We start from the raw sequence: 21,597 nt of genomic DNA on the forward strand, positions 1-21,597 counted from the left end.
CGAGGCCCGCGCGGTCCGCCTACCGTGGCCGCATGGGTGACGCGGTCGAACTGGAGGCGGGCGGCCGGACCGTGCGGCTGTCCAGCCCGGACAAGGTCTTCTTCCCGGAGCGCGGTTTCACCAAGCTGGACCTCGCGCGGTACTACATCGCGGTCGGCCCCGGCATCCTGCGCGCCCTGCGCGACCGTCCCACCACCCTGGAGCGCTACCCGGACGGCGTGACCGGGGAGTCCTTCTTCCAGAAGCGGGCGCCCAAGAACATGCCCGACTGGATCCCCACCGCCCACATCACCTTTCCCAGCGGCCGCACCGCGGACGAGATGTGCCCCACCGAGGAGGCCGCCGTGCTGTGGGCCGCCCAGTACGGCACGCTCACCTTCCACCCCTGGCCGGTGCGTCGCACCGACGTCGACCGGCCCGACGAACTGCGCATCGACCTCGACCCGCAGCCCGGCACCGACTTCGAGGACGCCGTGCGCGCCGCGCACGAACTGCGCTCCGTCCTCGACGAGTTCGGCGGGCTGCGCGGCTGGCCCAAGACCTCCGGCGGCCGCGGACTGCACGTCTTCGTGCCCATCGAGCCCCGCTGGACCTTCACCCAGGTGCGCCGCGCCGCGATCGCCGTGGGCCGCGAGCTGGAACGGCGGATGCCGGACCAGGTGACGATCAAGTGGTGGAAGGAGGAGCGCGGCGAGCGTATTTTCGTCGATTACAACCAGACTGCCCGAGATCGCACCATTGCGTCCGCGTATTCCGTCCGTCCCCGCCCGCACGCCCCGGTCTCGGCCCCCCTGCGCTGGGAGGAGGTGGGCGACGCCCGCCCCCGGGACTTCGACCTCGCGACCATGCCCGCCCGCTTCGCCGAACTCGGCGACGTGCACGCCGACATGGCCGACCACGCCTTCTCCCTGGAGGCCCTGCTCGAACTCGCGCGCCGGGACGAGCACGACCACGGGCTGGGCGACCTGCCGTACCCGCCCGAGTACCCGAAGATGCCCGGAGAGCCCAAACGGGTCCAGCCCAGCCGGGCGCGCCGCGAGGAGCGGCAGCCGTCACCGCCGGATCAGGACGCCCCTAGGACCCCCTAGGGCGGCAACGCCGGTCCAGCACGCCCTCCTCGCGACGAGAGCGCTCTCACCCCGCTTCTCGCGCGGGGCTATCCTGATCCGCAAGCGCCGGTGAGGAGTCCCGAAGTGAGCGAGGCAGCGTCGCGTCCCACGCTGGAGGCCGTGGCCGCGCGGGCGGGGGTGTCGCGTGCCACCGTGTCCCGGGTCGTCAACGGCGGGGACGGGGTCAGGGAGCCGCTCGTGGAGCGGGTCCGGCAGGCGGTCGAGGAGCTCGGTTACGTCCCCAACCAGGCGGCGCGCAGCCTCGTGACCAAGCGCCACGACGCCGTCGCCGTCGTCATCGCCGAACCGGAGACCAGGGTCTTCGCCGACCCCTTCTTCGCGCTCCAACTGCGCGGGATCAGCAAGGAGCTGACTGCGCACGACAACCAGCTCGTCCTGCTGCTGACCGAGGGCCGGGACGACCACGGGCGCGTGGCCCGCTATCTCGCCGGAGGCCATGTCGACGGCGCGCTCGTCTTCTCGCTGCACCTCGACGACCCGCTGCCCGGGCTGATCCGGGGCGCGGGCGTGCCCACGGTGTTCGGCGGCCGGCCGGGGTGGAGCGACGGGACGCACCGCGCCGTGTACGTGGACAGCGACAACCGGGGCGGGGCCCGCGAGGCCGTACGGCATCTCGTCGGCCTCGGCCGCAGGCGGATCGCGCACATCACCGGCGCCCTCGACCAGACCTCGGCGGTGGACCGCGTCGACGGGTTCCGGGACGTGATGCGGGACGCCGATCCGCTGCTGATCGTGGAGGGCGACTTCACCCCGGCCGGCGGTGAACGCGCCATGCGGGAACTCCTCGACCGCTGCCCCGACGTGGACGCCGTGTTCGCCGCCAACGACCTGACCGCCTCCGGGGCCCTGCGGGTGCTGCGCGAGCGTGGCCGGCGGGTGCCCGAGGACGTCGCCGTGATCGGCTTCGACGACATGCTGCCCGTCGCCGAGCAGACCGACCCGCCCCTGACGACGATCCGTCAGGACATAGAGGAGATGGGCCGGTTGATGGCCCGGCTCCTGCTCGGCGGCCCGGACCGCCAGGACCCCGGTGATCCCGAGCAGGACGCGCCGTCCGGCGTGATACTGCCGACGACACTGGTACGACGCGCCTCCGCGTAGGCCACAGGCAGCTCCCGGCCGGGCCCGTGACGGCTCAGCCCTGCTGCGACTCGCTCTTGATCACCGCGAAACGGGCGCCGTAGGGATCGGCGAGCTTGGCCATGCGGCCGACGCCCTCCATGGTCGTGGGCGGCATGCGGACCTTGCCGCCCAACTGCTGCGCCTTGTCGACCACGGCATCCGTGTCCTCGACCTCGAAGTACGGCAGCCAGTACGCCCCGGCCTCCGCCTCCGCCGGGTCGTGGGCCAGCGGGACGATGCCACCGAACATGGCGTCCTCACCGCCCTCCGCGGGGTTGAGGCAGGTGTACGTGCCGCCGGGGAAGGGCACGCCGGAGGTCTCCAGTGCGAGCACCCGGTCGTAGAACGCGGCGGCCGCGGCCTCGTCCGGCGTGTACAGCTCGACCCAGCACAGCGAACCGGGTTCGCCCGCCAGATCCACGCCCTTGTTCTGCCCGGGCTGCCAGATCCCGAAGGGCACGCCCGCCTGGTCGGCCAGGATCGCCATGTGGCCCTGTCCCATCACATCCATGGGCTGGAGGAGCACGCTCCCGTGCGCCTCCTCGGCGACCTTCGCCGTGTGCTGCGCGTCCTCGCTCTGGAAGTACACCGTCCAGGACGGCGGACCCTGCTCCGGGGTGGTCTGCATTCCGCCGGCCACGGTCCTGCCGTCCAGTTGGAAGAAGCCGTAGCCGCCGGCCTTGGGCCCCGCCGACTGGAACTGCCAGCCGAAAAGACCGCCGTAGAAGGAAATGGCGCCCTCGATGTCGGACGTGCCGACGTCGACCCAGTTCGGAGCGCCGTTGACGAAACGGGTGGTGAGCATCTTCGCCCTCCTCGGAAGGGTCCCGTCCTCTGTGCACTGCCGAGTCTCGCACCGCCCACTGACAATCGCTGCCGAAGCGCGCCCGCGGACCGGACCATCCGTCGCGATTACCCTGGGTGACCGGCCGCGTTCCCCTTGTTTTCATCCGGCTCCGCGCGCCGCCGTGCGCCGTCGCGTCCCGCGGGAGCATCATCGGGGGCGGCCAAGGGCCCGGGGCGGCGGCGTTGACCCGGCGTTGATCGAACGTTTTTCGCCGCACGGCACGATCCTGCTCATGCACATCGAAACGATCACCTCGCCCGACCTCGCATGGCAGGAGGAGGCGTTGTGCGCGCAGACGGGGGCGGACTTCTTCTTCCCGGAGCCCGGCAGTTCGGTACGGGAGGCCAAGCGGATCTGCGGCATGTGCCCGATCCGCTCCGCCTGCCTGGAGTACGCGCTCGACAACGACGAGCGCTTCGGCGTCTGGGGCGGCATGTCGGAGAAGGAACGGCTTGAGCTGCGGCGCATGTCGTGCTGAGCCGTACGACTGTGCGGGCTTCGGAGGTTAGGATCCGGGGACGCGGCCGGACGTAGCGCAGAGGCAGTCGCGCCACCTTGCCCAGGTGGATACGCCGGTTCGAATCCGGTCGTCCGGGCCGCGCGCGGGGGTCGGTAGCGCAGAGGCAGGCGCACCTGCATGGCATGCAGGACACGCCGGTTCGAATCCGGCCCGACCCACGACGCGGCACGAACGGGGCAGGGGTGTATGCACGGTTCGTAAATCCGTGCGGCCGCGGCCGCGGTGTGCGGTTAGGATCCGGGAGCGCACCCGGACGTGGCGCGGAGGCAGGCACAGCGCCCTGCGGAGGCGACCACACCGGATCGAATCCGGTCGTCCGGACGCGTCACTCGGTCCTGTAGAGCAGAGGCAGACTCGCCACCCTGTCAAGGTGGATACGCCGGTTCGAATCCGGCCGGGACCACGGTACGGCGGACACGGGGCGGGTACGGATGGGCGAGGCGGTCACCGGCGGGGTCACCGAGGCGGAACTGGCGGTGTTCCACCAGGTCGTGGGCAAGCTGCGCACGCTGCCCGTAGACGACCCGGTGCGGCTGCGGGCCGAGCAGGTCGCCGCGTCCTTCGCGCGCGACGGCCGGCTGCGGCGCCGCAAGGCGCGGGGCGCCGAGACCTCGGCGGCCGACGCGGCGGCGATGGCCGCGACCGCGACCGGCGCCCTGGACCGGCGCGAGGACGCGCCGCTGGCCGAGCCGGGCGCCGGGGGAGTCTTCCACAAGCCGCGCACCTGCTACGTCTGCAAGTCGCCCTATCGGCAGGTCGACTCCTTCTACCACCGGCTCTGCCCCGAGTGCGCCGCCGACAACACCACCCGACGCGCCCTGAGCACCGATCTGAGCGGGCGCCGGGCGCTGCTCACCGGCGGCCGGGTGAAGATCGGCTTCCAGCTGGCGCTGATGATGCTCCGGGACGGCGCGGAGGTGCTCGTCACCTCGCGCTTCCCGCACGACACCGTGCGCCGCTTCCGGCAGGCCGAGCACAGCGCGAAGTGGCTCGACCGGCTGACCGTGCTCGCCGTCGACCTGCGCGACCCGCGCCAGGTGCTGGGCCTGTGCGAGGAACTGCGGCAGGAGGGCCGGCCGCTGGACATCCTCGTCAACAATGCCGCGCAGACCGTGCGGCGGCCACCGGAGTCGTACGCGCTGCTGGCCGCCGGGGAGTACGACGCGCTGCCCGCGGGGGCCCGGCAGGCGCCCGGATTCCGGCCGATGCGGATGCTGGAGGGTTCTGCCGCGGCCCTGCCCGTCGCCCTGCGGGAGGCCGACGAGGCCGGGCTGCTGCCCGACCCGTCCCCGGAGAACTCCTGGTCGGCCCGGCTCGGCGCGCTCGACCCGGCAGAGGTCCTGGAGACCCAGCTCGTCAACGCACTGGCCCCGGCCCTGCTGTGCGACCGGCTGCTGCCCCTGCTGCTCGCCGCGCCGCATCCACGCCGGTACGTGGTCAACGTGACCGCCGTCGAGGGCCGCTTCGCCGTCCGCAACAAGATGCCGGGCCACCCCCACACCAACATGGCCAAGGCGGCCCTGAACATGCTCACCCGCACCAGCGCCGCGGAACTCGCGGCCCAGGGCGTGCACATGTGCGCGGTCGACACCGGCTGGATCACCGACGAGAACCCGGCGCCGAAGAAGGACCGGATGGCCGGGGCCGGGTTCCGTACACCGCTGGACATCGTGGACGGGGCGGCCCGGGTGTACGACCCGATCGTGCGCGGCGAGGCTGGGGATCCGGTGTCCGGCGTGTTTCTCAAGGACTATCGGGAGGCGCAGTGGTGAGCGAGGGCCGGGCAGCGGAGACGGGGGCTTCGGGGGCCTTCGCCGGTGTGCCGTACGTCGTGCCGCGCCCCCTGGCCGAACTCGCCCCGCTCCTCGACTGGTTGCGCGCCGGACGCCCGGCCGGGGAGCGGCTGGACTTCACGGCCGGCACGGCGCTGCCGGACGGCCGGCTCGACCTGTGCAAACAGGGGGTCGGGGCGGAGGGCGCCGCGCTGGTCGCCGACGCCCTCGCCCAAGGGCCGTCTCCGGTACGGCATCTGCTGCTCGGCACCGACGGGCTGGGCGACGACGGAGCGGCCGCCGTCGCCGAGAAGCCGGGCGACGTCGAGACCCTGTACCTGGGCTGCAACGGGATCACGGCGGGCGGCGCCTGCCGGATCGCCGACAACCTGCGCGCCTCGCCGCAGGTCGTCACCGGCGTCTGGCTGAAGAGGAACCCGCTGGGCAGCGCGGGCGGGCGCGCCGCGGCCGAACTCATCGAGTCCGCGCGCTCGCTGCGCACCCTCGACCTCGTCCAGACCGGACTCGACTCGGCGGGCGCCGCCGTCCTGGCCGACGCGCTGTGGGCGGCCGCGGAGGGCGGGCGCCGGATCGAGCGGCTCTTCGTCGGCGGCAACCCGCTGGGCGAGGCGGGCGCGCGGGCGCTCACCGCCGTGGTGGCCCAGGGCGCCGTCGGCGAACTGTACGTGTCCGCCGCCCGGTTGTCAGACGCGGGCGCGCTCCGGCTCGCCGAGGCCCTGGAACGCGCGCCGTACGGGCGGCTCACCCGGCTGTCCGTCGCCAGCAACGGCATCGGGCCCGGCGCCGCCGCCCGTCTGGTGACGGCAGCGACCGGGGCCGGTGTCACCCTGCTCGACCTCGGCCGGGTCCGGGCGGCGGCGGTCCTCGGCGCGGACGACAACCAGGTCGATCTGGCGGCGGCCGAGGCCATCGCCCGGGCTCTCGCGGGCGGTGAGCACCGCCTCGCCCACCTCGTCCTCACCCACACCGGCATGCGCAGCCGCGAGGCCCACCGCCTCCTCGACCACGCGGCCCACGCCACCACGGCCACCCGCTTCCGGCTCGGCAGCGGCATCGCCGCCAGCATCAAACGCCGCCTGGACACCCTCAGCGCACACGTCCCCGCGCCGACGGTCCCGGCTGACGTGGCGGCCGTACGCAGCGTGCACCGCACGGCGCCACCGGGGGAGTGAGCGGGGCCCGTGGCGCGGCCCCGGGCCCCTTCAGCTCCGCCGCATTCCGGTGAACACCTCGGTCCAGAACCGCTGCTGCTGCTCCGACGCCCCCACCAGATACGTCGCCCGCAGCTTGGGCGGCAGCAGCGGCACCAGCCGGGTCACCACCGACCGGTGCTTCTTCAGCTGGGACAGCTCCGCGTTGGCGAGGATCTGGTGGACCACGTCGCTGTCGTCGCCGCCCTCGTCCGACTGCCCGGCCGCCCGGCGCAGGCGGGCCTCCCACGCGTCGGCGTCCCGGGCGAGCTCGCGCAGACCCGTGACCGGGCGGCCGCGCAGGCGGTCGATCAGGGCCGTGAGCGGCACGGGCGCGTACTCGCCGTCGCCGAGGTAGACCGTGCCCATCTCCAGCGGCAGCCCGCGCCGGTGCAGCTTGATCAGCCGCTCCAGCGTGCGCTTGGTGATCCAGGCGCGGCCGTCGTCGTCGATGTCGTGCTTCCACCACTCCAGGACCGTCTCGGCGTCCGTGCCGTACCGCGCGAGGAGCCACTCGTTGGCCGGTATGTCCTCGGGCTCGACGGTGAGCGAGGCCGTGAAACGGGTCGCCTGGGCGATGTTGTTCCGGGAGACGAGGAGCTTGCGGCCCAGGTGGTACGGCGGGTTCTGGACCGCTATCTGGGCCCGCAGGTTCTCGATCCGCCGCCCCGCCAGCGACCACTCCTGAGTGACCTCCATGAGCTTGGCGAACGCGGCCTTGTCCTTGGGCCGGTTGTACTCGTCCCACACGATCGCCTTCGGCTCGGGGCCGGTGAAGCGATCGGCCAGCAGGTTGTTCAGCGTGCCGTCCGGGGACGGGATCGGCGCGCACAGGTCCTCGACGTTCGTCACGGGCAGCGAGAAGTACAGCGCGTCCCGGCCGAGGCCCTCGCGCACGGTCTCGCGCACCAGCTCCGTCTTGCCGCAGCCCGGCGGGCCCTGCAGCAGCACCGTCCACCGGTTGCGCAGCGCGGCCCGCACGACCTGCCGTACCGGGTCGGGGACGGTGGCCGGGTTGGCCACGCCCAGCGCCCCGGCGATCCGGTCGAGGATCTCCGAGGTGCGGTTCTGACCGGGGCGGCCGTCCGGTCCCGGCTCGGCCAGCCGCAGCCGCTCGCCGTCGACCAGGGGCAGGCCCCAGCGCAGCGGGAAGCCCTCGCTGGCGTTGGCCAGGACGTGGTCGAGGGTGCGCGGGGAGAGCAGCTCGCGCAGCGCGGGGGAGAGCGACGCCCACAGGGAGAACACCGGACCCAGGTTCCACTGGCGGTACCTGTCCGCCAGATGGCGCCGCCAGGACGTGTCGTTCGCCGTGATCCGGATGGTGACCATGCGGTCGAGCAGGGCGAGGTCGCCGCGCCGCGCCGACGTCTCGGCCAGCGACTCGTTGTCCGTCAGGAAGACGCCGACGCAGCCCAGGGCACGCAGATCGTGCTCGCCCAGGGTCCAGTTGCAGGCGATCTGCATCAGCTGCGACTGGATCGTGTCGCCCGCCTGCAGCGAGTCGTCGATGAGCAGCACGAAGGGCGTGCCCGGCTTGAGCTGGCTCATCACCAGCTGGCGCAGGACCAGTTCGCCCGTGTGCGGGTCGCGCACCGGCGCGTTGACGAGCAGGTCGTCCGGCGTCAGGTTCGCCGCGGGGACGTACACCAGGGTGGCGTCCGGACGGGACCGGGCGATGTGCGAGAAGAACGTCGCCGTCTTGCCGATGCCGTGCTCGCCGAAGACCTGACCGGTCTGCCCCATGTCGATCATCGCGTCGATGAAGGCCTCCAGGCGCGAGGCGGTCGACTGCCGTGGGCCCGTGTGGCCCGTGTGGTCGGTGTGCTGTGCTTCCGTGGTCATCTACCGTGATCCTGTGGTGACGCGATGGCAGTCCATCGCCGGTGTGTGCGTCTCGGGCCAGTCGTTGCCGCCCTGGGTGATCAGCCAGATCCATTTCTCCGGCTCGGCGGGTGTGATCGGCGGGGCGTATCCGTCGGTGAGCATCACGACGGCGTCCGGGGTCACGTCGAACCGGCGCCCGTTCACCTCCGTACGGCCCTCCACGTAGTCCGCGACCGCCTGGAAGCTCGTGCCACCGCCGCCGTACACCCTCTCGCCCGGTCTGAACGGCATCACCACGGCGTCGAAGGACAGCCAGTGTGCCTCCACCCCGTCGATCCGGCCGACCAGTTCGGTGAGCCAGCCGATCACGTGGTCCGGCATCGAGCCGGAGGTGTCGTACGCGATGACCAGCACCTTGTCCCGCACCGGGCCACGGCGCGCGAGCATCGGGTCCTGCCCCAGGGCCGTGAGCAGCGCACCCCGCTTCTTCGGGTACACCAGCCGCTCGCCCTCGCGCAGTTTCGAGCCGATCACGTCGACCAGCCAGCGCTGCCACCAGTCGACCGTACGCGTGCGCGTGGTCTCGCCGCGCAGCATGCCCGCGCCCAGGCTGCCCCAGATCCGGGCGGCCCGTGCCGAGCCCTCCTCGGTGCGGCCCATCAGGTCGAGCAGCTCCCGCTCCGCGCCCGTGTGCCCGCGCCGGGCCGCCAGCAGGGAGTTGAGCAGCGCGGAGGACGCCACCGCGTCGACGGTCTCCTGGTCGGCGGGGACGAGCCCGTCCACCAGGTGCACGCACAACCGCCCCTCGGGGACGGGGGGACGGCGCATCCGCTTCAGCTCGCTGTACACCCGCATGTCCGTCTCGGTGAACGTCTCGTAGGCCACCGGCTCCAGGCCGTGGTTCGTGAGGTCCTGCCGGTAGGCGTCGTACACCTTGCGCGGATCGACGCCCGTGGGCCGGCCGTCGAGCAGCGGCAGCTCCTCGCGGTCCAGCCGGACCAGTGCCACGTGGTTGATGGACACCTCGGCCGCGAGCTCGAAGACCGGGTCCTCGCGCAGCTCGGCGTCGGCGAACAGATGGCGGTGCACCAAGTGCCGGGCCTCGTGGAACAGCACGAACTTCACGCCGCCCAGGCCGATTCCGACGAAAAAGTCCGGGTTGTACAGCAGCAGACAGGTGCCGTCGCCGGAGGCGGCCACGGCCGCCGTGTCCACCGCCGTCGTCGGGATCTGGTGATGGCACTTCGCGTACAGCCAGGACGCCACCGCCGACTCGGTCAGCCCGAAGTCCAGCAGCGCGGCCTCCTTCAGCCGCCGCGCCTCCTCGACGACGGCCGGATCGGCCGGCCGGTACCGCTCAAGCGCCCTGCGGTCGGCCAGGTCGACCACAGGAGGACGTCGTCGCCCCCGCTCCCCGTACGCCATGTGAAGCCCCCGTGCCCCCTGTACCGCGCTTCCGTACTGTGCTTCCGTACCGCGCTTTCCCCAGTGCTTCATTGGTACCAGCCCGCACTGACAACGGGCCAAGGCATTACGCTCGGCGGCAAGGGCGGGGCCGTAGCGCAGAGGCAGGCGCACCGGTCTCCAAAACCGGAACACGCCGGTTCGAATCCGGCCGCCCCGCCCCCTCGCCCTACGGCTCAGGCGATCGCGCCCGCGGTCATCAGCAGTTCCGGTGCGGTGCCGTGGAACGTGCCGATGAGCTGCGCCAGCACCGCCCAGGCGTCCTCGCGGTCGCCCAAGTGGTCACGGACGAGCGGGCGCAGGGCGTTCTCGGCCTCGCGGACCCGGGTCGGGAACAGTACATGGCCCATGGACAGCACCTGCAGGACGCGCAGGGCGGGGCGGTACGTCGTCGCGTACTCGGGCGGGCCGTCGAGAACACCCGCCTGCCGTACCCGATGGGTGAACTTGCGGTGCGAGCCGAACTGCGCGCGCAGCGCGGGCGGGCAGTCCGGGCGTACGGACAGCGCCCAGCGCGCATACCCGGGCAGCGGGCGCTCCCCGTCGGCCTCGGTGACGGCGCGCCAGTCGGCGCGGGTCAGGACCATGGACTCGGCCGACCGGGCCTCCTTCATGGTGGTGGCGTCCCGCAGTGCGCCGACGAGGCCGTGGCGGACATAGCTCTCGGGCACCTCGGGTTCCTGGGTGCGCAGGGCCGGGGACACCGGGACGGCCTCCGTGCGGCCGGATCCGAACGGCACCCCGCGGGCGACGGCCCGCCGCAGGCCGGAGTCCGTGGTGATGAACCGCCAGACCACGGCGTTCAGTTCCGGATCGTCCTCCTCCAGGACCCACAGGATCAGGGAGGCCGGCAGGTCGTGGGCCCGGGTCCAGGCGCGGCTCAGCCGGCCTCGCGCCGCCTCGGGGGCCTCGGGTCCGGGCAGGCCGATCCGCCTCCGGACCCGTGCGGCGGTGTCCTCGTCGGTCAGGCCGAGCAGGAATCCGACCGCCTGTTCCGCCGTGCTGAAGTCACGCATGGCGGCATGATGCCGCAGGCCACTGACAGGGCGCACCGGTAAATCGGTGCGCCCCGCATGCCGCCGGTCAGGCCCCGGCGCGCGCTGCCATCCGCGCCTTGCGGGCGGCCAGCTTCTCGTCGAACTTCAGGGCCTCCGCGTCGAGGCCGCCCATGAACAGGCCGAGTTCGTCCTGCGCCTGCTGACCCTCCGGGCCGAGTCCGTCGATCTCCATGACCTTCAGGTGGCGCAGGACGGGCTGGAGGACGTCGTCGTGGTGGATGCGGAGGTTGTAGACCTCGCCGATCGCCATCTGCGCCGCGGCGCGCTCGAAGCCGGGGATGCCGTGGCCGGGCATGCGGAAGTTCACGACGACGTCCCGCACGGCCTGCATGGTGAGGTCGGGGGCGAGTTCGAAGGCGGCCTTCAGCAGGTTGCGGTAGAAGACCATGTGGAGGTTCTCGTCGGTCGCGATGCGGGACAGCATGCGGTCGCAGACCGGGTCGCCGGACTGGTGGCCGGTGTTGCGGTGCGAGATGCGGGTCGCGAGCTCCTGGAAGGCGACGTAGGCGACCGAGTGCAGCATCGAGTGACGGTTGTCGGACTCGAAGCCCTCGCTCATGTGGGACATGCGGAACTGCTCCAGCTTGTCCGGGTCCACCGCGCGCGAGGCGAGCAGGTAGTCGCGCATGACGATGCCGTGCCGGCCCTCCTCCGCCGTCCAGCGGTGCACCCAGGTGCCCCAGGCGCCGTCCCGGCCGAAGAGCGAGGCGATCTCGTGGTGGTAACTGGGGAGGTTGTCCTCCGTCAGGAGGTTCACCACCAGGGCGGTACGGCCGATCTCGGTGACCTTGGACTGCTCCTTGCCCCAGGCCTCGCCGTCCTCGAAGAAGCCGGGGAAGTTACGGCCGTCGCTCCACGGCACGTACTCGTGCGGCATCCAGTCCTTGGCGACCTTGAGATGGCGGTTCAGCTCGGTTTCGACCACTTCCTCCAGCGCGTACAGCAGCTTCGCGTCGGTCCACACGGACGGGCTGCCGAGGTGGGGAGAGGTGATCGTCACAGGAACTCCAAGGGGGCGCCGGGCAAAGGGGGATGAAGGGGGGGTGAACCGGCGAGCGGTGCCGGAACCTACGAGATCGTAGGCTACGAAGCCGTAGGTTACGAAGCCGTAGGTTAAGTACGGCGTAAAGATCGCTGATCAGGCGACGTGGCCCAGTCGTCCCCGGACATGCCGAACGGCCCCGGGACACGCAGGTCCCGGGGCCGGAGGAGTGAGGGGATCACCCGGTCAGTCGTACAACCCCCGTAGCCGCACCGAGAGACACGTCACACAACCCTCGAGCTTCTCGAACTCGCTGATGTCCACCGTGACCACCTCGTGGCCGAGGTCGGTGAGGAGTTCCTTCGTCTTCGGCGCGCTGTCCGCCATCAGCAGCTTGCTGCCGCCGAGCAGCACCACGTGCGCGCCGGACTCCTCGGGCACCGCGAGGAAACCCGGGAACAGCGAGGGCCGGTCCACGTGCGGGATGTGCCCGATCACCGTGCCGTCGGGCAGCGCGGTGACCGCCGACTTCAGATGCAGCACCTTGGTCACCGGTACGGCCACCACTCGCGCGCCCAGCGGCTCGAAGGCGGCCCGCATCTGCTGCACCCCGGCCGCGTTGGTGCGCCCGCCCCGGCCGACGTAGATCGTGTCGCCGACCTTCAGGACGTCACCGCCGTCCAGCGTGCCCGGCTCCCAGATCCAGTTCACCGAGCAGCCCAGGCGCGCCACGGCCTCCTCGACCCCGGCGGTCTCGTCCCGCCGGGACTCGGCACCGGGCCGCGTGATCAACGCCACGTTCTTGTACATGACGACGGTGTCCTCGACGAACACCGAGTCCGGGCAGTCGTCGGCCGGGTCCACCTCGACCGTCTCCCAGCCGTGCTCGCGCAGCGCCTCGACGTACGCCTCCCACTGCTCGACGGCGAGTTCTGCGTCGACCGTCTCCCGCTCGATGTGCGTCACCAGGCCTTCGGCGAGGCGCGGGCTGGGGCGGCGGACGAGGGCCTTCTTGCTGGGCACGACGGGTCTCCGTATCGGCGGGACGATTCCGGCGTCCATGATGCGACGCCGGTCAGCCATCATGCAGGGCGCGTCGGCCCGCACAAAACCCCCGTTGCCAGGCTGTGCCCCTCCTGAGACGCTCGGCCGGGGCCGAACGGGTGGGACCCTCGGACGACGAGCGCGGCTCGCCCGCCGCGCGGCTGACGGCCCCTGCGCGGAGGCCGCCCGGGTACCGCAAGGCTCCGCAGGTGTCGTGACTTCGCCGAAGCCGCCCGGGTGTGTCGGGGCTCCGCGGGAGGCGGCCCGGGCGTTGCTGGGCGCCGTCGAAGCCGGCCCGGGTGCCGAGGCCTGACCGATGGCGGCCCGGGTGTCGCGGGGGTTTTGAGGGAAGTCGTCCTGATCTCGCGGGGCTTCGCCGAAGCCGGGCCGGGTGTCGGGGCTCCGCCGGAGGCCGCCGGGGTCTCGCGGCCTTGCGCCGAAGGTCGCTCGGGGTACGGGGGATCCGACGGAAGTCGCCCGGTTTAGCAGGGTTTTGGCTGATCCACCGGCCGCCGGCCCGCACCCGGTCGGCCCGGCGGTCGGTGGCTCGGCCGGGGCGGGGGACGGCGGCCGAGGTGCGGAACGGCGGCCGGGGGCGGTTCGGCCGGATGTCTACGCCGGGTTTCCGGCCTCCTCCGGCGTGGTCTCCCTCAGTTCTCCCTCCTCCAGGAGCAGCCAGCGCGTGATGCCGAGCGACTTCAGGAACGGCAGGTCGTGGCTGGCCACGATCAGGGCTCCCTCGTAGGACGCCAGGGCGGTCGTGAGCCGGCGGACGCTCGCCATGTCGAGGTTGTTCGTCGGCTCGTCGAGCATGAGGAGCTGCGGCGCGGGCTCGGCCAGCATCAGCGCGGCCAGGGCCGCGCGGAAGCGTTCGCCGCCGGACAGGGTCGCCACCCGCTGGTCGGCCCGGGCGCCCCGGAACAGGAAGCGGGCCAGGCGGGCCCGGATCCGGTTGTTGGTGGCGCCCGGTGCGAACCGGGCGACGTTCTCGACGACGGTCAGCTCGCCGTCGAGGACGTCCAGCCGCTGCGGCAGGAACCGCAGCGGCACGTGCGCCTCCGCCTCGCCCGCCACCGGTGCCAGTTCCCCGGCGATGGTGCGCAGCAGCGTCGTCTTGCCCGCGCCGTTGCGCCCGATCAGCGCGATCCGCTCCGGACCGCGCAGGTCGAGCAGGCCGTCGATGCGAGCCCCGTACGCCGGCTCCAGGTTTTGCAGGGTGAGGACGTTCCGGCCCGGCGGCACGGCCGTGTACGGCAGGTCGACGCGGATCTCGTCGTCGTCCCGTACGGCCTCCGTCGCCGCGTCGAGCCGTTCCCTGGCCTCGGCGAGCTTCTCCTCGTGCAGGATGCGGTGCTTGCCCGCGGACTCCTGCGCCGCGCGCTTGCGTGCCCCCATGACGATCTTCGGTTCGCGCTTCTGGTCCCACATCTTCTGTCCGTACCGCTTGCGGCGGGCCAGCTTGAGCTCGGCGTCGACCAGTTCGCGCTTCTGCTTGCGGAAGTCCGCCTCGGCGACCCGCGCCATGCGTTCGGCCGCCTCCTGTTCGACGGCGAGGGCCTCCTCGTAGGCCGAGAAGTTGCCGCCGTACCAGGTGATCTCCCCGGAGCGCAGGTCGGCGATCTGGTCGACCAGTTCGAGGAGCTCGCGGTCGTGGCTGACGACGATCAGCACGCCCGGCCAGGAGGCGACGGCCGCGTACAGCCGCCTGCGCGCGTACAGGTCGAGGTTGTTGGTGGGCTCGTCGAGCAGGAGCACGTCCGGGCGGCGCAGCAGCAGCGCGGCCAGGCGGAGCAGTACCGACTCGCCGCCCGACACCTCGCCGACCGTGCGGTCCAGCCCGATGTGCCCGAGGCCGAGTTCGCCGAGGGCGGCCAGCGCGCGCTCCTCGACGTCCCAGTCGTCACCGACCGTCTCGAAGTGCTCCCCGGCCGCGTCGCCCGCCTCGATGGCGTGCAGCGCGGCCCGCCGGGCGGCGATGCCGAGCGCCTCGTCGACGCGCAGGGCCGTGTCGAGCGTGACGTTCTGCGGGAGGTAGCCGATGTCGCCGGCCACCTTGACGGTGCCGTCGGACGGGGTGAGTTCCCCGGCGATCAGCTTCAACAGGGTGGATTTCCCCGATCCGTTGACGCCGACCAGCCCCGTCCTGCCGGGGCCGAAGGCCACGTCGAGGCCGTCGAGGACGGGGGTGCCGTCGGGCCAGGTGAAGGACAGGGACGTACAGGTGAGGGAAGTGGACATACAGGCCTCGCGGTTGCTTGGTGTGGTCGGGGCAAACGCGTGTCGAGACACCGGGAGGCAACCGGATGACCTGGGGCAGGGAAGAACCCTGTGCCGGAGGACGGCTCGGACGCCGAGGTCGCACTGCACGCACACACCTGACGTGTGTGACGCGGTGTCTCAGGACCTCAGACGAGCAACGTCCTTCTCCAATCGGCGGCAACAGGAACGCGATACACCGTAGGAGGGGGCTCGGTGAGGCGTCAACGCATTAAACGAGGGCCCGCCGGACCCCACGTTCGTGTCGGATTCCTGCCAGCCTTCGCCCGCCACCGGCTGGTTGAGTCGTCCGCATGACGAACCAGAGCACCCTGCGGGACCACGCCCTCGCCTTCCACGCCCTGCACATCCCGGGGCGTCCGCTCGTCCTGCCGAACGCCTGGGACGCGGTGAGCGCCCGGCTCGTCGAGGACGCGGGCGCCGCCGCGGTGGCGACCACCAGCGCCGGGCTCGCCTGGGCCCTCGGCGCCGCCGACGGCGACCGGCTGGGCCGGGACCGTGCCCTGGACGCCGTCGCGCGCATCACCGCCGCGGTGCGGGTTCCGGTCAGCGCCGACATCGAGAGCGGCTACGCCGAGGACCCGGAGGGCGTCGCCGACACCGTCCGCGCGGTGCTCGCCGCGGGCGCGGTGGGCGTCAACATCGAAGACGCGCTGTACGAGGAGGGGAGCGGGCCGCTGCGGCCGGTGGCCGAGCAGGCCGAGCGCATCGCCGCCGCCCGTGAGGCCGCCGATGCGGAGGGCGTGCCGCTGTTCGTCAACGCCCGGATCGACACCTTCCTGCGTGGCGCCGGGGCAGTGGACGCCACCCTGGAACGGGCCGCCGCCTTCCGTGCCGCGGGGGCCGACGGGATCTTCGTCCCCGGGGTCGTCGACCCGGAGACGGTCAGGGCGCTCGTCAAGGGCGTCGACGGGCCGCTCAACGTCCTGGTGGGCCCCGGCGCGCCGCCCGTCGCCGAACTGGCCGCCCTCGGTGTGGCCCGGGTGAGCGCCGGGTCCAGCCTGGCCGAGGCCGTGCACGCGGTCGCCCGCCGCGCCGCGCGGGAGCTGCTGGACGCGGGAACGTACGGGGCGCTGGCGGACGGGCTCGCCTACGGCGAGCTCAACACCCTGCTGGCCGGGGAGCGCTAGCTCAGCAGGCGTCCCGCATCAGCTCGGCCAGGTCGTGGTCGAGGTCCAGCTGGAGGTGTTCCAGACCGACGGGGACGAGGTCGCTCGTGGCCTGCAGGAACCGGCGGATCTCGCCCGTGCGGACGTGCACCACGGCCGTGCCCTCGGGGGCGTGGAACTCCAGCACGGTGCGGTCGAACCCGTACGGCCGCACCTGTACGTCGCCGTGGCCCTCCGGGCCGTGCAGACCCGCCGAGAGCAGCTCGCGGGCGAAGGTCCAGCACACCTCCACGCCCTCCAGGGTGGCCGGGGCGGGGAAGGTCATCTGGACGGCGAACGGGTCGTGCCGGTCGTAGCGCAGTGTGGCGGGAATGCTCGGCATGCGCGGTGCGGCGGCGACGAGGCGGGCCTCGACGGGCTGCTCGATGACGGTGGACAACGCCTTGCTCCCTTGTGACGGCTGGACGAACTTCCGGGTCGATGTGCCCTGACACTGGAAGAGACGCCGGAATCGACCAATCCGTGCCCACGGATTTCGAGTGACCTCGGTCACCGCGGCTCCACGCGCGCGTGGAGCCGGAGCGTTCCGCCGTGCAGCGAGGGGCACTTGGGCCCCCTGGACGGCAGCGAGACCGTGGGCTAGCTTCGCCCGCCATGAGGCGCTTGGGGAGCACGCGACGAACGAGACGTACGAACCGAACGAGCCGGGCGAGCCGAACGAACCGGGCGAGCCGATCGAGCAGGGTGGTGGCCGCGGGGGTGGCCTGCGGGGCCGCACTGGCCGCGCTGACGGTCGGACCCGCGCAGGCCGCGCCGCCCGGCCACCGCGCACCGCACTGGGAACTCAAGGACACCGGCACCCCCGGCGTCCGCTTCCGTGGCCTGTCCGCCGTCAGCCGTGACACGGCCTGGCTGGCCGGGACCGGCGGCACCGTCCTGCGCACCACGGACGGCGGGGCGAGCTGGCGGAACGTCTCTCCGCCGGGCGCGGCCGACCTGCAGTTCCGGGACGTCGAGGCGTTCGACGCGCGGCGCGCGGTGGTGCTGGCCATCGGAGAGGGCGAGGCCTCCCGCGTCTACCGCACCGACGACGGCGGGGCGACCTGGACCGAGTCGTTCCGCAACACCGACCCGAAGGCGTTCTACGACTGCCTCTCCTTCTTCGACCGCCGCCACGGCCTCGCCCTGAGCGACCCGGTGGACGGAAAGTTCCGCATCCTGTCCACCGGCGACGGCGGCCGCACCTGGCGGGTGCTGCCCGCCGAGGGCATGCCCGCCGCCCTGGACGGCGAGGCGGGCTTCGCCGCGAGCGGGCAGTGCCTGGTCACCTCCGGTCCCAAGGACGCCTGGCTGGCCACGGGCGGCGGCGCCCACGCGCGCGTGCTGCACTCCGCGGACCGCGGCCTGACCTGGACGGCCGCCGACACGCCGGTCCCGGCCGGCGACCCGGCGCGCGGTGTGTTCGCGCTCGCCTTCCGTGACCGCACCCACGGCCTCGCCGTCGGCGGCGACTACCGCGCCGACCAGCCCTCCCCGCAGGCGGCGGCGCTCACCCCGGACGGCGGCCGCACCTGGCAGCCCGCCGCCACGCCCCCGCCCGCCTACCGTTCCGGCGCCGCCTGGCTCCCGCACAGCCGCACCACCGCGCTCGCCGTCGGCCCCACCGGCACCGACCTGACGACCGACGCCGGCCGCACCTGGCGGACGGTCGACACCGGGTCGTACGACACGGTGGACTGCACCCCCGACCTGGGCTGCTGGGCGGCGGGGGAGAAGGGGCGCGTGGCGCGGCTGGAGAGCTGATGCGCCGGGCCGGGAGCGGGTACCCGTGCACCGCACACGAAAGGAAGTGAGCGGTCATGCCACGCGGTTCCAGCCCCAAGCGGGAACGGCAGTACGAGCACATCAAGGAGAGTGCGCAGGACCGCGGCGAGAGCACGGGACGCGCCAAGGAGATCGCCGCGCGGACGGTGAACAAGGAGCGTGCCAGGGCGGGTGAGTCCAAGACCGCGAGCCGCACGTCGACCGAGGACATGTCGTCCGGCAAGCGGGGAGGTCAGCGGTCCGGCAAGGGCTCCCAGGGTCCCACCTACGACCAGCTGTACGAGGAGGCCAGGCGGCGCGACATCGAGGGCCGTTCGGACATGAACAAGCAGCAGCTGCAGCGTGCGCTGGACCGCAGGAAGAGCTGACCGGGGACGGGACTCAGCCGAGCGTCTCCCGGTAGCGCTCCAGCTCCGGTGCCGTCTTTGTGGCGGCGAACTCCGTGACGCGGTACGCGCACACCCCGGCGGTGACGAACGGGTCGCCCGCGGCGATCTCCTCGATGCGCGCGCGGTCCTCCGCGACGGCCAGGATCACCCCGCCGTCGCGAGGGTTCTTGCGCCCGGAGGCAAGGAAACGGCCCTTCTCGTACTGCTCGTCGAGCCAGGCCACGTGCGCCGGCAGGACGGCGTCGACGGCATCGAGCGGCGCGGTGTAGGTGAGTTCCAGTACGAACATGATCGCGAGACTACCCCCGGACACCCCGGCGGTTCCCCCGGGCTCGTACAGTCGTACCCACCATGACGACCGTACGCGTTCCCGCGGGCTGGCCCGCGACCGAGGAGCAGGCCCGCGCCGTACAGGACGAACTGTGCGGGCGGGTGGTCCTCGACGAGCCGGGGCCGCCGCCCGGGACCGGGCACGTCACGGGGGTCGACGTCGCCTACGACGACGAGCGGGACGTCGTCGTGGCCGCGGCCGTCGTGCTCGACGCGGCGACGCTCGACGTGGTCGCCGAGGCGACGGCCGTCGGGCGGATCTCCTTCCCGTACGTCCCCGGGCTGCTCGCCTTCCGTGAGATCCCCACGGTCCTGGCCGCCCTCGACGCCCTGTCCCGTCCGCCGGGCCTGGTGGTGTGCGACGGCTACGGACTGGCCCACCCCCGCCGCTTCGGCCTCGCCAGCCACCTCGGCGTGCTCACCGGCCTGCCCACGATCGGCGTCGCCAAGAACCCGTTCACCTTCACGTACGACGACCCGGACCCCCGGCGCGGCGGCGGCACCCCGCTCCTCGCGGGCACCGAGGAGGTCGGCCGCGCCCTGCGCACCCGGGACTCCGTCAAGCCCGTCTTCGTCTCCGTCGGCCACCGGGTGAGCCTGGACAACGCCTGCGCCCACACGCTGGCGCTCACCCCGGAATACCGGCTCCCGGAGACGACCCGCCGGGCGGACGCGCTGTGCCGCCGCGCGCTGCGCGAGGCGACACGCGGGCGGAGTCCCCTCGTCGAGCTCGCGGCCGCGGATCCCCGACGGAGCTGGGGCCGTTCCCTGTTCGAGCGCCAGCCCCTTCCCGTCGTCTGGGCGGGCCGGGTGCTCCGGGCGGCGGCGGAGGGGCTGGGCCGTACGCCGGAGATCGATGCCGCGCTGGACCTCGCGGACGACCGCGACCGGTGGAGCCAGGGGCGCGAGGTGTTCGGGCTGGTCCGCGGGCGAGGGCTGGAGGCCTGGCAGCATCCCACGGAGGAGCACCAACTGCTGGTCCACCTCGCGGAGCTGGTCGGCAAACTCGCCCACAACGAGGCGGGACCTCCGCGCTTCTACGACTATCACGCGGGGTGGCAGATCGGCCCCACCGCCGTCCGGCTCGCCACCCTCGCGCACGATCCGTCCGTGCGGGACCGCATCGCGGACGCGCTGGGGGACTGGCCGCCGGCTGAGCACGCCGGCTGAGCACGACGGCCGGGCACGACGGCCGGGCACGCCGTCTGAGTAGGTCGCCTGAGTAGCTCTGCGGATGTGGACGCCCCGCGGTGACCGGCAGGCTGTGGCGCATGACGACACACCGCGCCGCGAAGCCCCTCGCCGATCCCGACCGTCCCGTCGAGCGTGCCGTGACGGCCGCACTCGTGCTCGCCGTGGTGGCCGGGCTCACCTGGATCGGCGGGATGATCTTCACCGTGGTGGGATGGACGCTGTAGGTGGGACGGACGCTGCAGTGCCGTGTCAGCGGCTCGCGGCGACCCGGAACGTGATCCCCGCCCCGCGCAGCCGCTCCGTCAGCGCGTCGCCCATCGCCTGGACCGTCGTGACCTGGCCGGCCGTCGGGGGCAGGTCGTCGAAGGCCAGGGACAGCGCCGCCTCGGCGAAGATCTTCGCCGTCTCGTCGTAGCCCGGGTCGCCGCCCGCGACCTCCGTGAACACGCGACGGCCGCCGCCCTCGCCCACGAAGCGCACCGAGAACCAGCTCTTCGCACGCTTCTCGGCGCTCGGCCCGTCCCCGGGCTTGAGCCGGTCGGACAGCCAGCGCCGGGCGGGCGGCAGCTGGGCGGCCGCGGCGACCGCGCCCACGGCCGCGACCCCGCCCAGTGCGACGGGCAGCCGCCTGACGGCCGCGTAGTGCCGGTAGCGGAAGTCGGGGCCGTAGCGGTCCAGCGCCTTCGCCGACCGCCGCACGATCTGCGCGTCGATGGTCGGGAGGGGAAGGGCCCAGGCGCCGACCTCCTTGGCGAACCGAGGCGCTCCCGCGGGCGCCGTCGCCCGGCGTTCCACCAGCCGCGGTTCGTGGCGGCCGCGGTCGCGCGCGGCGGCGCGCATCTGCCGTCCGCGGGCCAGCTGGTTCAGTGCCGAGGCGAGCGTGCCGCCCGAGAAGGCGGCGTCGGCGGTCACGTATCCGTCCACGGTCAGCGGCACACCCTCGGGCAGCTGCCGGACCGTGAAGTACGCCCCGAGGTCGTGCGGAACCGAGTCGAAGCCACAGGCGTGCACCAGCCGGGCGCCGGTCTCCCGCGCGCGTGCGTCGTGCCGGACGTACATCAGGTCCACGAACTCGGGCTCGCCGGTGAGGTCGAGGTAGTCGGCGCCGGTGTCCGCGCACGCGGCGACGAGTTCCTCGCCGTAGCGGACGTACGGGCCGACGGTGGAGGCCACCACGCGCGCGTGCTCGGCGAGTTCGCGCAGCGTCTCCGGTTCGGCGACGTCCGCCCGCAGGATCGCGACCTTCTCCCCACCGGGCAGCCGCTCGCGCAGCGCCGCCAGCCGCTTCTCGTCACGGCCCGCGACCGCCCAGCGCAGGCCCTCGGGCGCGTGCGCGGCGAGGTACTCCGCGGTGAGCGTCCCGACGAAGCCCGTGGCTCCGAAGAGCACGATGTCGTAGGGACGGTCCGTCCTGTTCAGCCTGCTCATGACACCCCTCGGTGGTGCAACCCGCGCCGTTGTCGGTGGCTGAGGCTAGCGTGAGGTGCGGGGAGCTCGACG

19 protein-coding genes, 5 tRNA genes and 1 pseudogene are annotated in these 21,597 nt (G+C 72.9%); 15 read left to right on the top strand and 10 right to left on the bottom strand.

Features of this window, described 5'->3' with window-relative positions; translation table 11 throughout:
- Positions 1-32: 32 nt before the first annotated feature.
- Positions 33-1,088, top strand: coding sequence for a non-homologous end-joining DNA ligase (gene ligD, locus ACIPSA_RS13930; protein ID WP_402633318.1), 1,056 nt, complete (start codon positions 33-35; stop codon positions 1,086-1,088).
- 105 nt (positions 1,089-1,193) lie between these two features.
- Positions 1,194-2,231 carry a LacI family DNA-binding transcriptional regulator gene (locus tag ACIPSA_RS13935; RefSeq protein WP_402633321.1) on the top strand — a complete coding sequence of 346 codons (1,038 nt, stop codon included), beginning with the start codon at positions 1,194-1,196 and terminating at the stop codon, positions 2,229-2,231.
- Between the two features lie 34 nt (positions 2,232-2,265).
- On the opposite strand, the gene ACIPSA_RS13940 is transcribed toward ACIPSA_RS13935, so the two are convergent.
- Positions 2,266-3,057: a VOC family protein gene (locus ACIPSA_RS13940; protein WP_402633324.1), complete on the bottom strand. Its 792-nt coding sequence runs from the start codon at positions 3,055-3,057 to the stop codon at positions 2,266-2,268.
- A 274-nt stretch (positions 3,058-3,331) separates the two neighbouring features.
- Here ACIPSA_RS13940 and ACIPSA_RS13945 point away from each other — a divergent pair, with 274 nt between their 5' ends.
- The 7 genes from ACIPSA_RS13945 to ACIPSA_RS13975 all read left to right on the top strand — a co-directional run bounded on the left by ACIPSA_RS13945 (position 3,332) and on the right by ACIPSA_RS13975 (position 6,584).
- Positions 3,332-3,577, top strand: coding sequence for a WhiB family transcriptional regulator (locus ACIPSA_RS13945; protein ID WP_402633326.1), 246 nt, complete (start codon positions 3,332-3,334; stop codon positions 3,575-3,577).
- Between the two features lie 46 nt (positions 3,578-3,623).
- Positions 3,624-3,695 (top strand) — tRNA-Gly (locus ACIPSA_RS13950).
- Between the two features lie 10 nt (positions 3,696-3,705).
- A tRNA-Ala gene (locus tag ACIPSA_RS13955) sits at positions 3,706-3,777 on the top strand.
- 91 nt (positions 3,778-3,868) lie between these two features.
- Positions 3,869-3,940: transfer RNA gene (locus ACIPSA_RS13960), tRNA-Arg, on the top strand.
- A gap of 10 nt (positions 3,941-3,950) precedes the next feature.
- Positions 3,951-4,022 (top strand) — tRNA-Asp (locus ACIPSA_RS13965).
- Positions 4,023-4,050: 28 nt separating this feature from the next.
- Positions 4,051-5,391, top strand: coding sequence for an SDR family NAD(P)-dependent oxidoreductase (locus ACIPSA_RS13970; RefSeq protein ID WP_402633329.1), 1,341 nt, complete (start codon positions 4,051-4,053; stop codon positions 5,389-5,391).
- The gene (locus tag ACIPSA_RS13975; protein WP_402633332.1) at positions 5,388-6,584 is read left to right on the top strand and encodes a ribonuclease inhibitor; all 1,197 of its coding nucleotides are present in this window, start codon (positions 5,388-5,390) and stop codon (positions 6,582-6,584) included. Before ACIPSA_RS13970 ends, ACIPSA_RS13975 begins: the two co-directional genes overlap by 4 nt.
- A 30-nt stretch (positions 6,585-6,614) precedes the next feature.
- Here ACIPSA_RS13975 and ACIPSA_RS13980 read toward each other — a convergent pair whose 3' ends face one another.
- Together ACIPSA_RS13980 and ACIPSA_RS13985 are read right to left on the bottom strand one after the other, a co-directional pair.
- Positions 6,615-8,444 (bottom strand): AAA family ATPase, encoded by a 1,830-nt coding sequence (locus tag ACIPSA_RS13980; protein WP_402633334.1) that lies wholly within the window; start codon positions 8,442-8,444, stop codon positions 6,615-6,617.
- Positions 8,445-9,851 (bottom strand): hypothetical protein, encoded by a 1,407-nt coding sequence (locus ACIPSA_RS13985; protein WP_402633336.1) that lies wholly within the window; start codon positions 9,849-9,851, stop codon positions 8,445-8,447.
- 124 nt (positions 9,852-9,975) lie between these two features.
- On the opposite strand from ACIPSA_RS13985, the gene ACIPSA_RS13990 reads away from it, so the two are divergent.
- Positions 9,976-10,051, top strand: a tRNA-Trp gene (locus ACIPSA_RS13990).
- A 15-nt stretch (positions 10,052-10,066) separates the two neighbouring features.
- Here ACIPSA_RS13990 and ACIPSA_RS13995 read toward each other — a convergent pair.
- The 4 genes from ACIPSA_RS13995 to ACIPSA_RS14010 form a co-directional block, all read right to left on the bottom strand.
- Positions 10,067-10,906: a hypothetical protein gene (locus ACIPSA_RS13995; protein ID WP_402633339.1), complete on the bottom strand. Its 840-nt coding sequence runs from the start codon at positions 10,904-10,906 to the stop codon at positions 10,067-10,069.
- A gap of 67 nt (positions 10,907-10,973) precedes the next feature.
- Positions 10,974-11,948, bottom strand: coding sequence for an acyl-ACP desaturase (locus ACIPSA_RS14000; protein WP_402633342.1), 975 nt, complete (start codon positions 11,946-11,948; stop codon positions 10,974-10,976).
- 228 nt (positions 11,949-12,176) lie between these two features.
- On the bottom strand, positions 12,177-12,953 hold the full coding sequence (gene ddaH, locus ACIPSA_RS14005) for a dimethylargininase (protein WP_402633345.1): 777 nt from the start codon (positions 12,951-12,953) through the stop codon (positions 12,177-12,179).
- Positions 12,954-13,586: 633 nt separating this feature from the next.
- Positions 13,587-15,212: an ABC-F family ATP-binding cassette domain-containing protein gene (locus ACIPSA_RS14010; RefSeq protein ID WP_402633347.1), complete on the bottom strand. Its 1,626-nt coding sequence runs from the start codon at positions 15,210-15,212 to the stop codon at positions 13,587-13,589.
- 332 nt (positions 15,213-15,544) lie between these two features.
- On the opposite strand from ACIPSA_RS14010, the gene ACIPSA_RS14015 reads away from it, so the two are divergent.
- Positions 15,545-16,381, top strand: coding sequence for an isocitrate lyase/phosphoenolpyruvate mutase family protein (locus tag ACIPSA_RS14015; protein ID WP_402633349.1), 837 nt, complete (start codon positions 15,545-15,547; stop codon positions 16,379-16,381).
- Position 16,382: 1 nt separating this feature from the next.
- Here the strand turns inward: ACIPSA_RS14015 and ACIPSA_RS14020 are convergent, their stop codons facing one another.
- Complete coding sequence (locus ACIPSA_RS14020) at positions 16,383-16,799, bottom strand: SsgA family sporulation/cell division regulator (protein ID WP_402633352.1); 417 nt, start codon at positions 16,797-16,799, stop codon at positions 16,383-16,385.
- Between the two features lie 320 nt (positions 16,800-17,119).
- On the opposite strand from ACIPSA_RS14020, the gene ACIPSA_RS14025 reads away from it, so the two are divergent.
- Both ACIPSA_RS14025 and ACIPSA_RS14030 read left to right on the top strand, forming a co-directional pair.
- Entirely contained in the window at positions 17,120-18,163 is a 1,044-nt protein-coding gene (locus ACIPSA_RS14025; protein ID WP_402633785.1) for a WD40/YVTN/BNR-like repeat-containing protein, read from the top strand.
- A gap of 56 nt (positions 18,164-18,219) precedes the next feature.
- Complete coding sequence (locus tag ACIPSA_RS14030; RefSeq protein WP_402633355.1) at positions 18,220-18,552, top strand: plasmid stabilization protein; 333 nt, start codon at positions 18,220-18,222, stop codon at positions 18,550-18,552.
- Between the two features lie 13 nt (positions 18,553-18,565).
- On the opposite strand, the gene ACIPSA_RS14035 is transcribed toward ACIPSA_RS14030, so the two are convergent.
- Positions 18,566-18,862 carry a YciI family protein gene (locus ACIPSA_RS14035; protein WP_402633357.1) on the bottom strand — a complete coding sequence of 99 codons (297 nt, stop codon included), beginning with the start codon at positions 18,860-18,862 and terminating at the stop codon, positions 18,566-18,568.
- 62 nt (positions 18,863-18,924) lie between these two features.
- Between ACIPSA_RS14035 and ACIPSA_RS14040 the strand changes: the two are divergent.
- Both ACIPSA_RS14040 and mmpA read left to right on the top strand, forming a co-directional pair.
- Positions 18,925-19,608: pseudogene (locus ACIPSA_RS14040) on the top strand (endonuclease V); the annotation flags it as partial.
- 566 nt (positions 19,609-20,174) lie between these two features.
- Positions 20,175-20,321 carry a morphogenic membrane protein MmpA gene (mmpA, locus tag ACIPSA_RS14045; RefSeq protein WP_402633360.1) on the top strand — a complete coding sequence of 49 codons (147 nt, stop codon included), beginning with the start codon at positions 20,175-20,177 and terminating at the stop codon, positions 20,319-20,321.
- Positions 20,322-20,346: 25 nt separating this feature from the next.
- On the opposite strand, the gene ACIPSA_RS14050 is transcribed toward mmpA, so the two are convergent.
- On the bottom strand, positions 20,347-21,525 hold the full coding sequence (locus ACIPSA_RS14050) for a saccharopine dehydrogenase family protein (protein ID WP_402633362.1): 1,179 nt from the start codon (positions 21,523-21,525) through the stop codon (positions 20,347-20,349).
- Positions 21,526-21,597 lie beyond the last annotated feature (72 nt).

The sequence above is a fragment of the Streptomyces sp. NPDC086549 genome (genome assembly GCF_044746205.1).
GTDB lineage: Bacteria > Actinomycetota > Actinomycetes > Streptomycetales > Streptomycetaceae > Streptomyces.

Coding starts and splice junctions, on each gene's coding strand:
- ACIPSA_RS13970 (WP_402633329.1), top strand. CDS start 4,051: ATGGGCGAGGCGGTCACCGGCGGGGTCACCGAGGCGGAACTGGCGGTG.
- ACIPSA_RS14010 (WP_402633347.1), bottom strand. CDS start 15,212: ATGTCCACTTCCCTCACCTGTACGTCCCTGTCCTTCACCTGGCCCGAC.
- mmpA (WP_402633360.1), top strand. CDS start 20,175: ATGACGACACACCGCGCCGCGAAGCCCCTCGCCGATCCCGACCGTCCC.
- ACIPSA_RS13985 (WP_402633336.1), bottom strand. CDS start 9,851: ATGGCGTACGGGGAGCGGGGGCGACGACGTCCTCCTGTGGTCGACCTG.
- ACIPSA_RS14030 (WP_402633355.1), top strand. CDS start 18,220: ATGCCACGCGGTTCCAGCCCCAAGCGGGAACGGCAGTACGAGCACATC.
- ACIPSA_RS13980 (WP_402633334.1), bottom strand. CDS start 8,444: ATGACCACGGAAGCACAGCACACCGACCACACGGGCCACACGGGCCCA.
- ACIPSA_RS14015 (WP_402633349.1), top strand. CDS start 15,545: ATGACGAACCAGAGCACCCTGCGGGACCACGCCCTCGCCTTCCACGCC.
- ACIPSA_RS14035 (WP_402633357.1), bottom strand. CDS start 18,862: ATGTTCGTACTGGAACTCACCTACACCGCGCCGCTCGATGCCGTCGAC.
- ACIPSA_RS13945 (WP_402633326.1), top strand. CDS start 3,332: ATGCACATCGAAACGATCACCTCGCCCGACCTCGCATGGCAGGAGGAG.
- ACIPSA_RS14050 (WP_402633362.1), bottom strand. CDS start 21,525: ATGAGCAGGCTGAACAGGACGGACCGTCCCTACGACATCGTGCTCTTC.
- ligD (WP_402633318.1), top strand. CDS start 33: ATGGGTGACGCGGTCGAACTGGAGGCGGGCGGCCGGACCGTGCGGCTG.
- ACIPSA_RS13995 (WP_402633339.1), bottom strand. CDS start 10,906: ATGCGTGACTTCAGCACGGCGGAACAGGCGGTCGGATTCCTGCTCGGC.
- ACIPSA_RS13940 (WP_402633324.1), bottom strand. CDS start 3,057: ATGCTCACCACCCGTTTCGTCAACGGCGCTCCGAACTGGGTCGACGTC.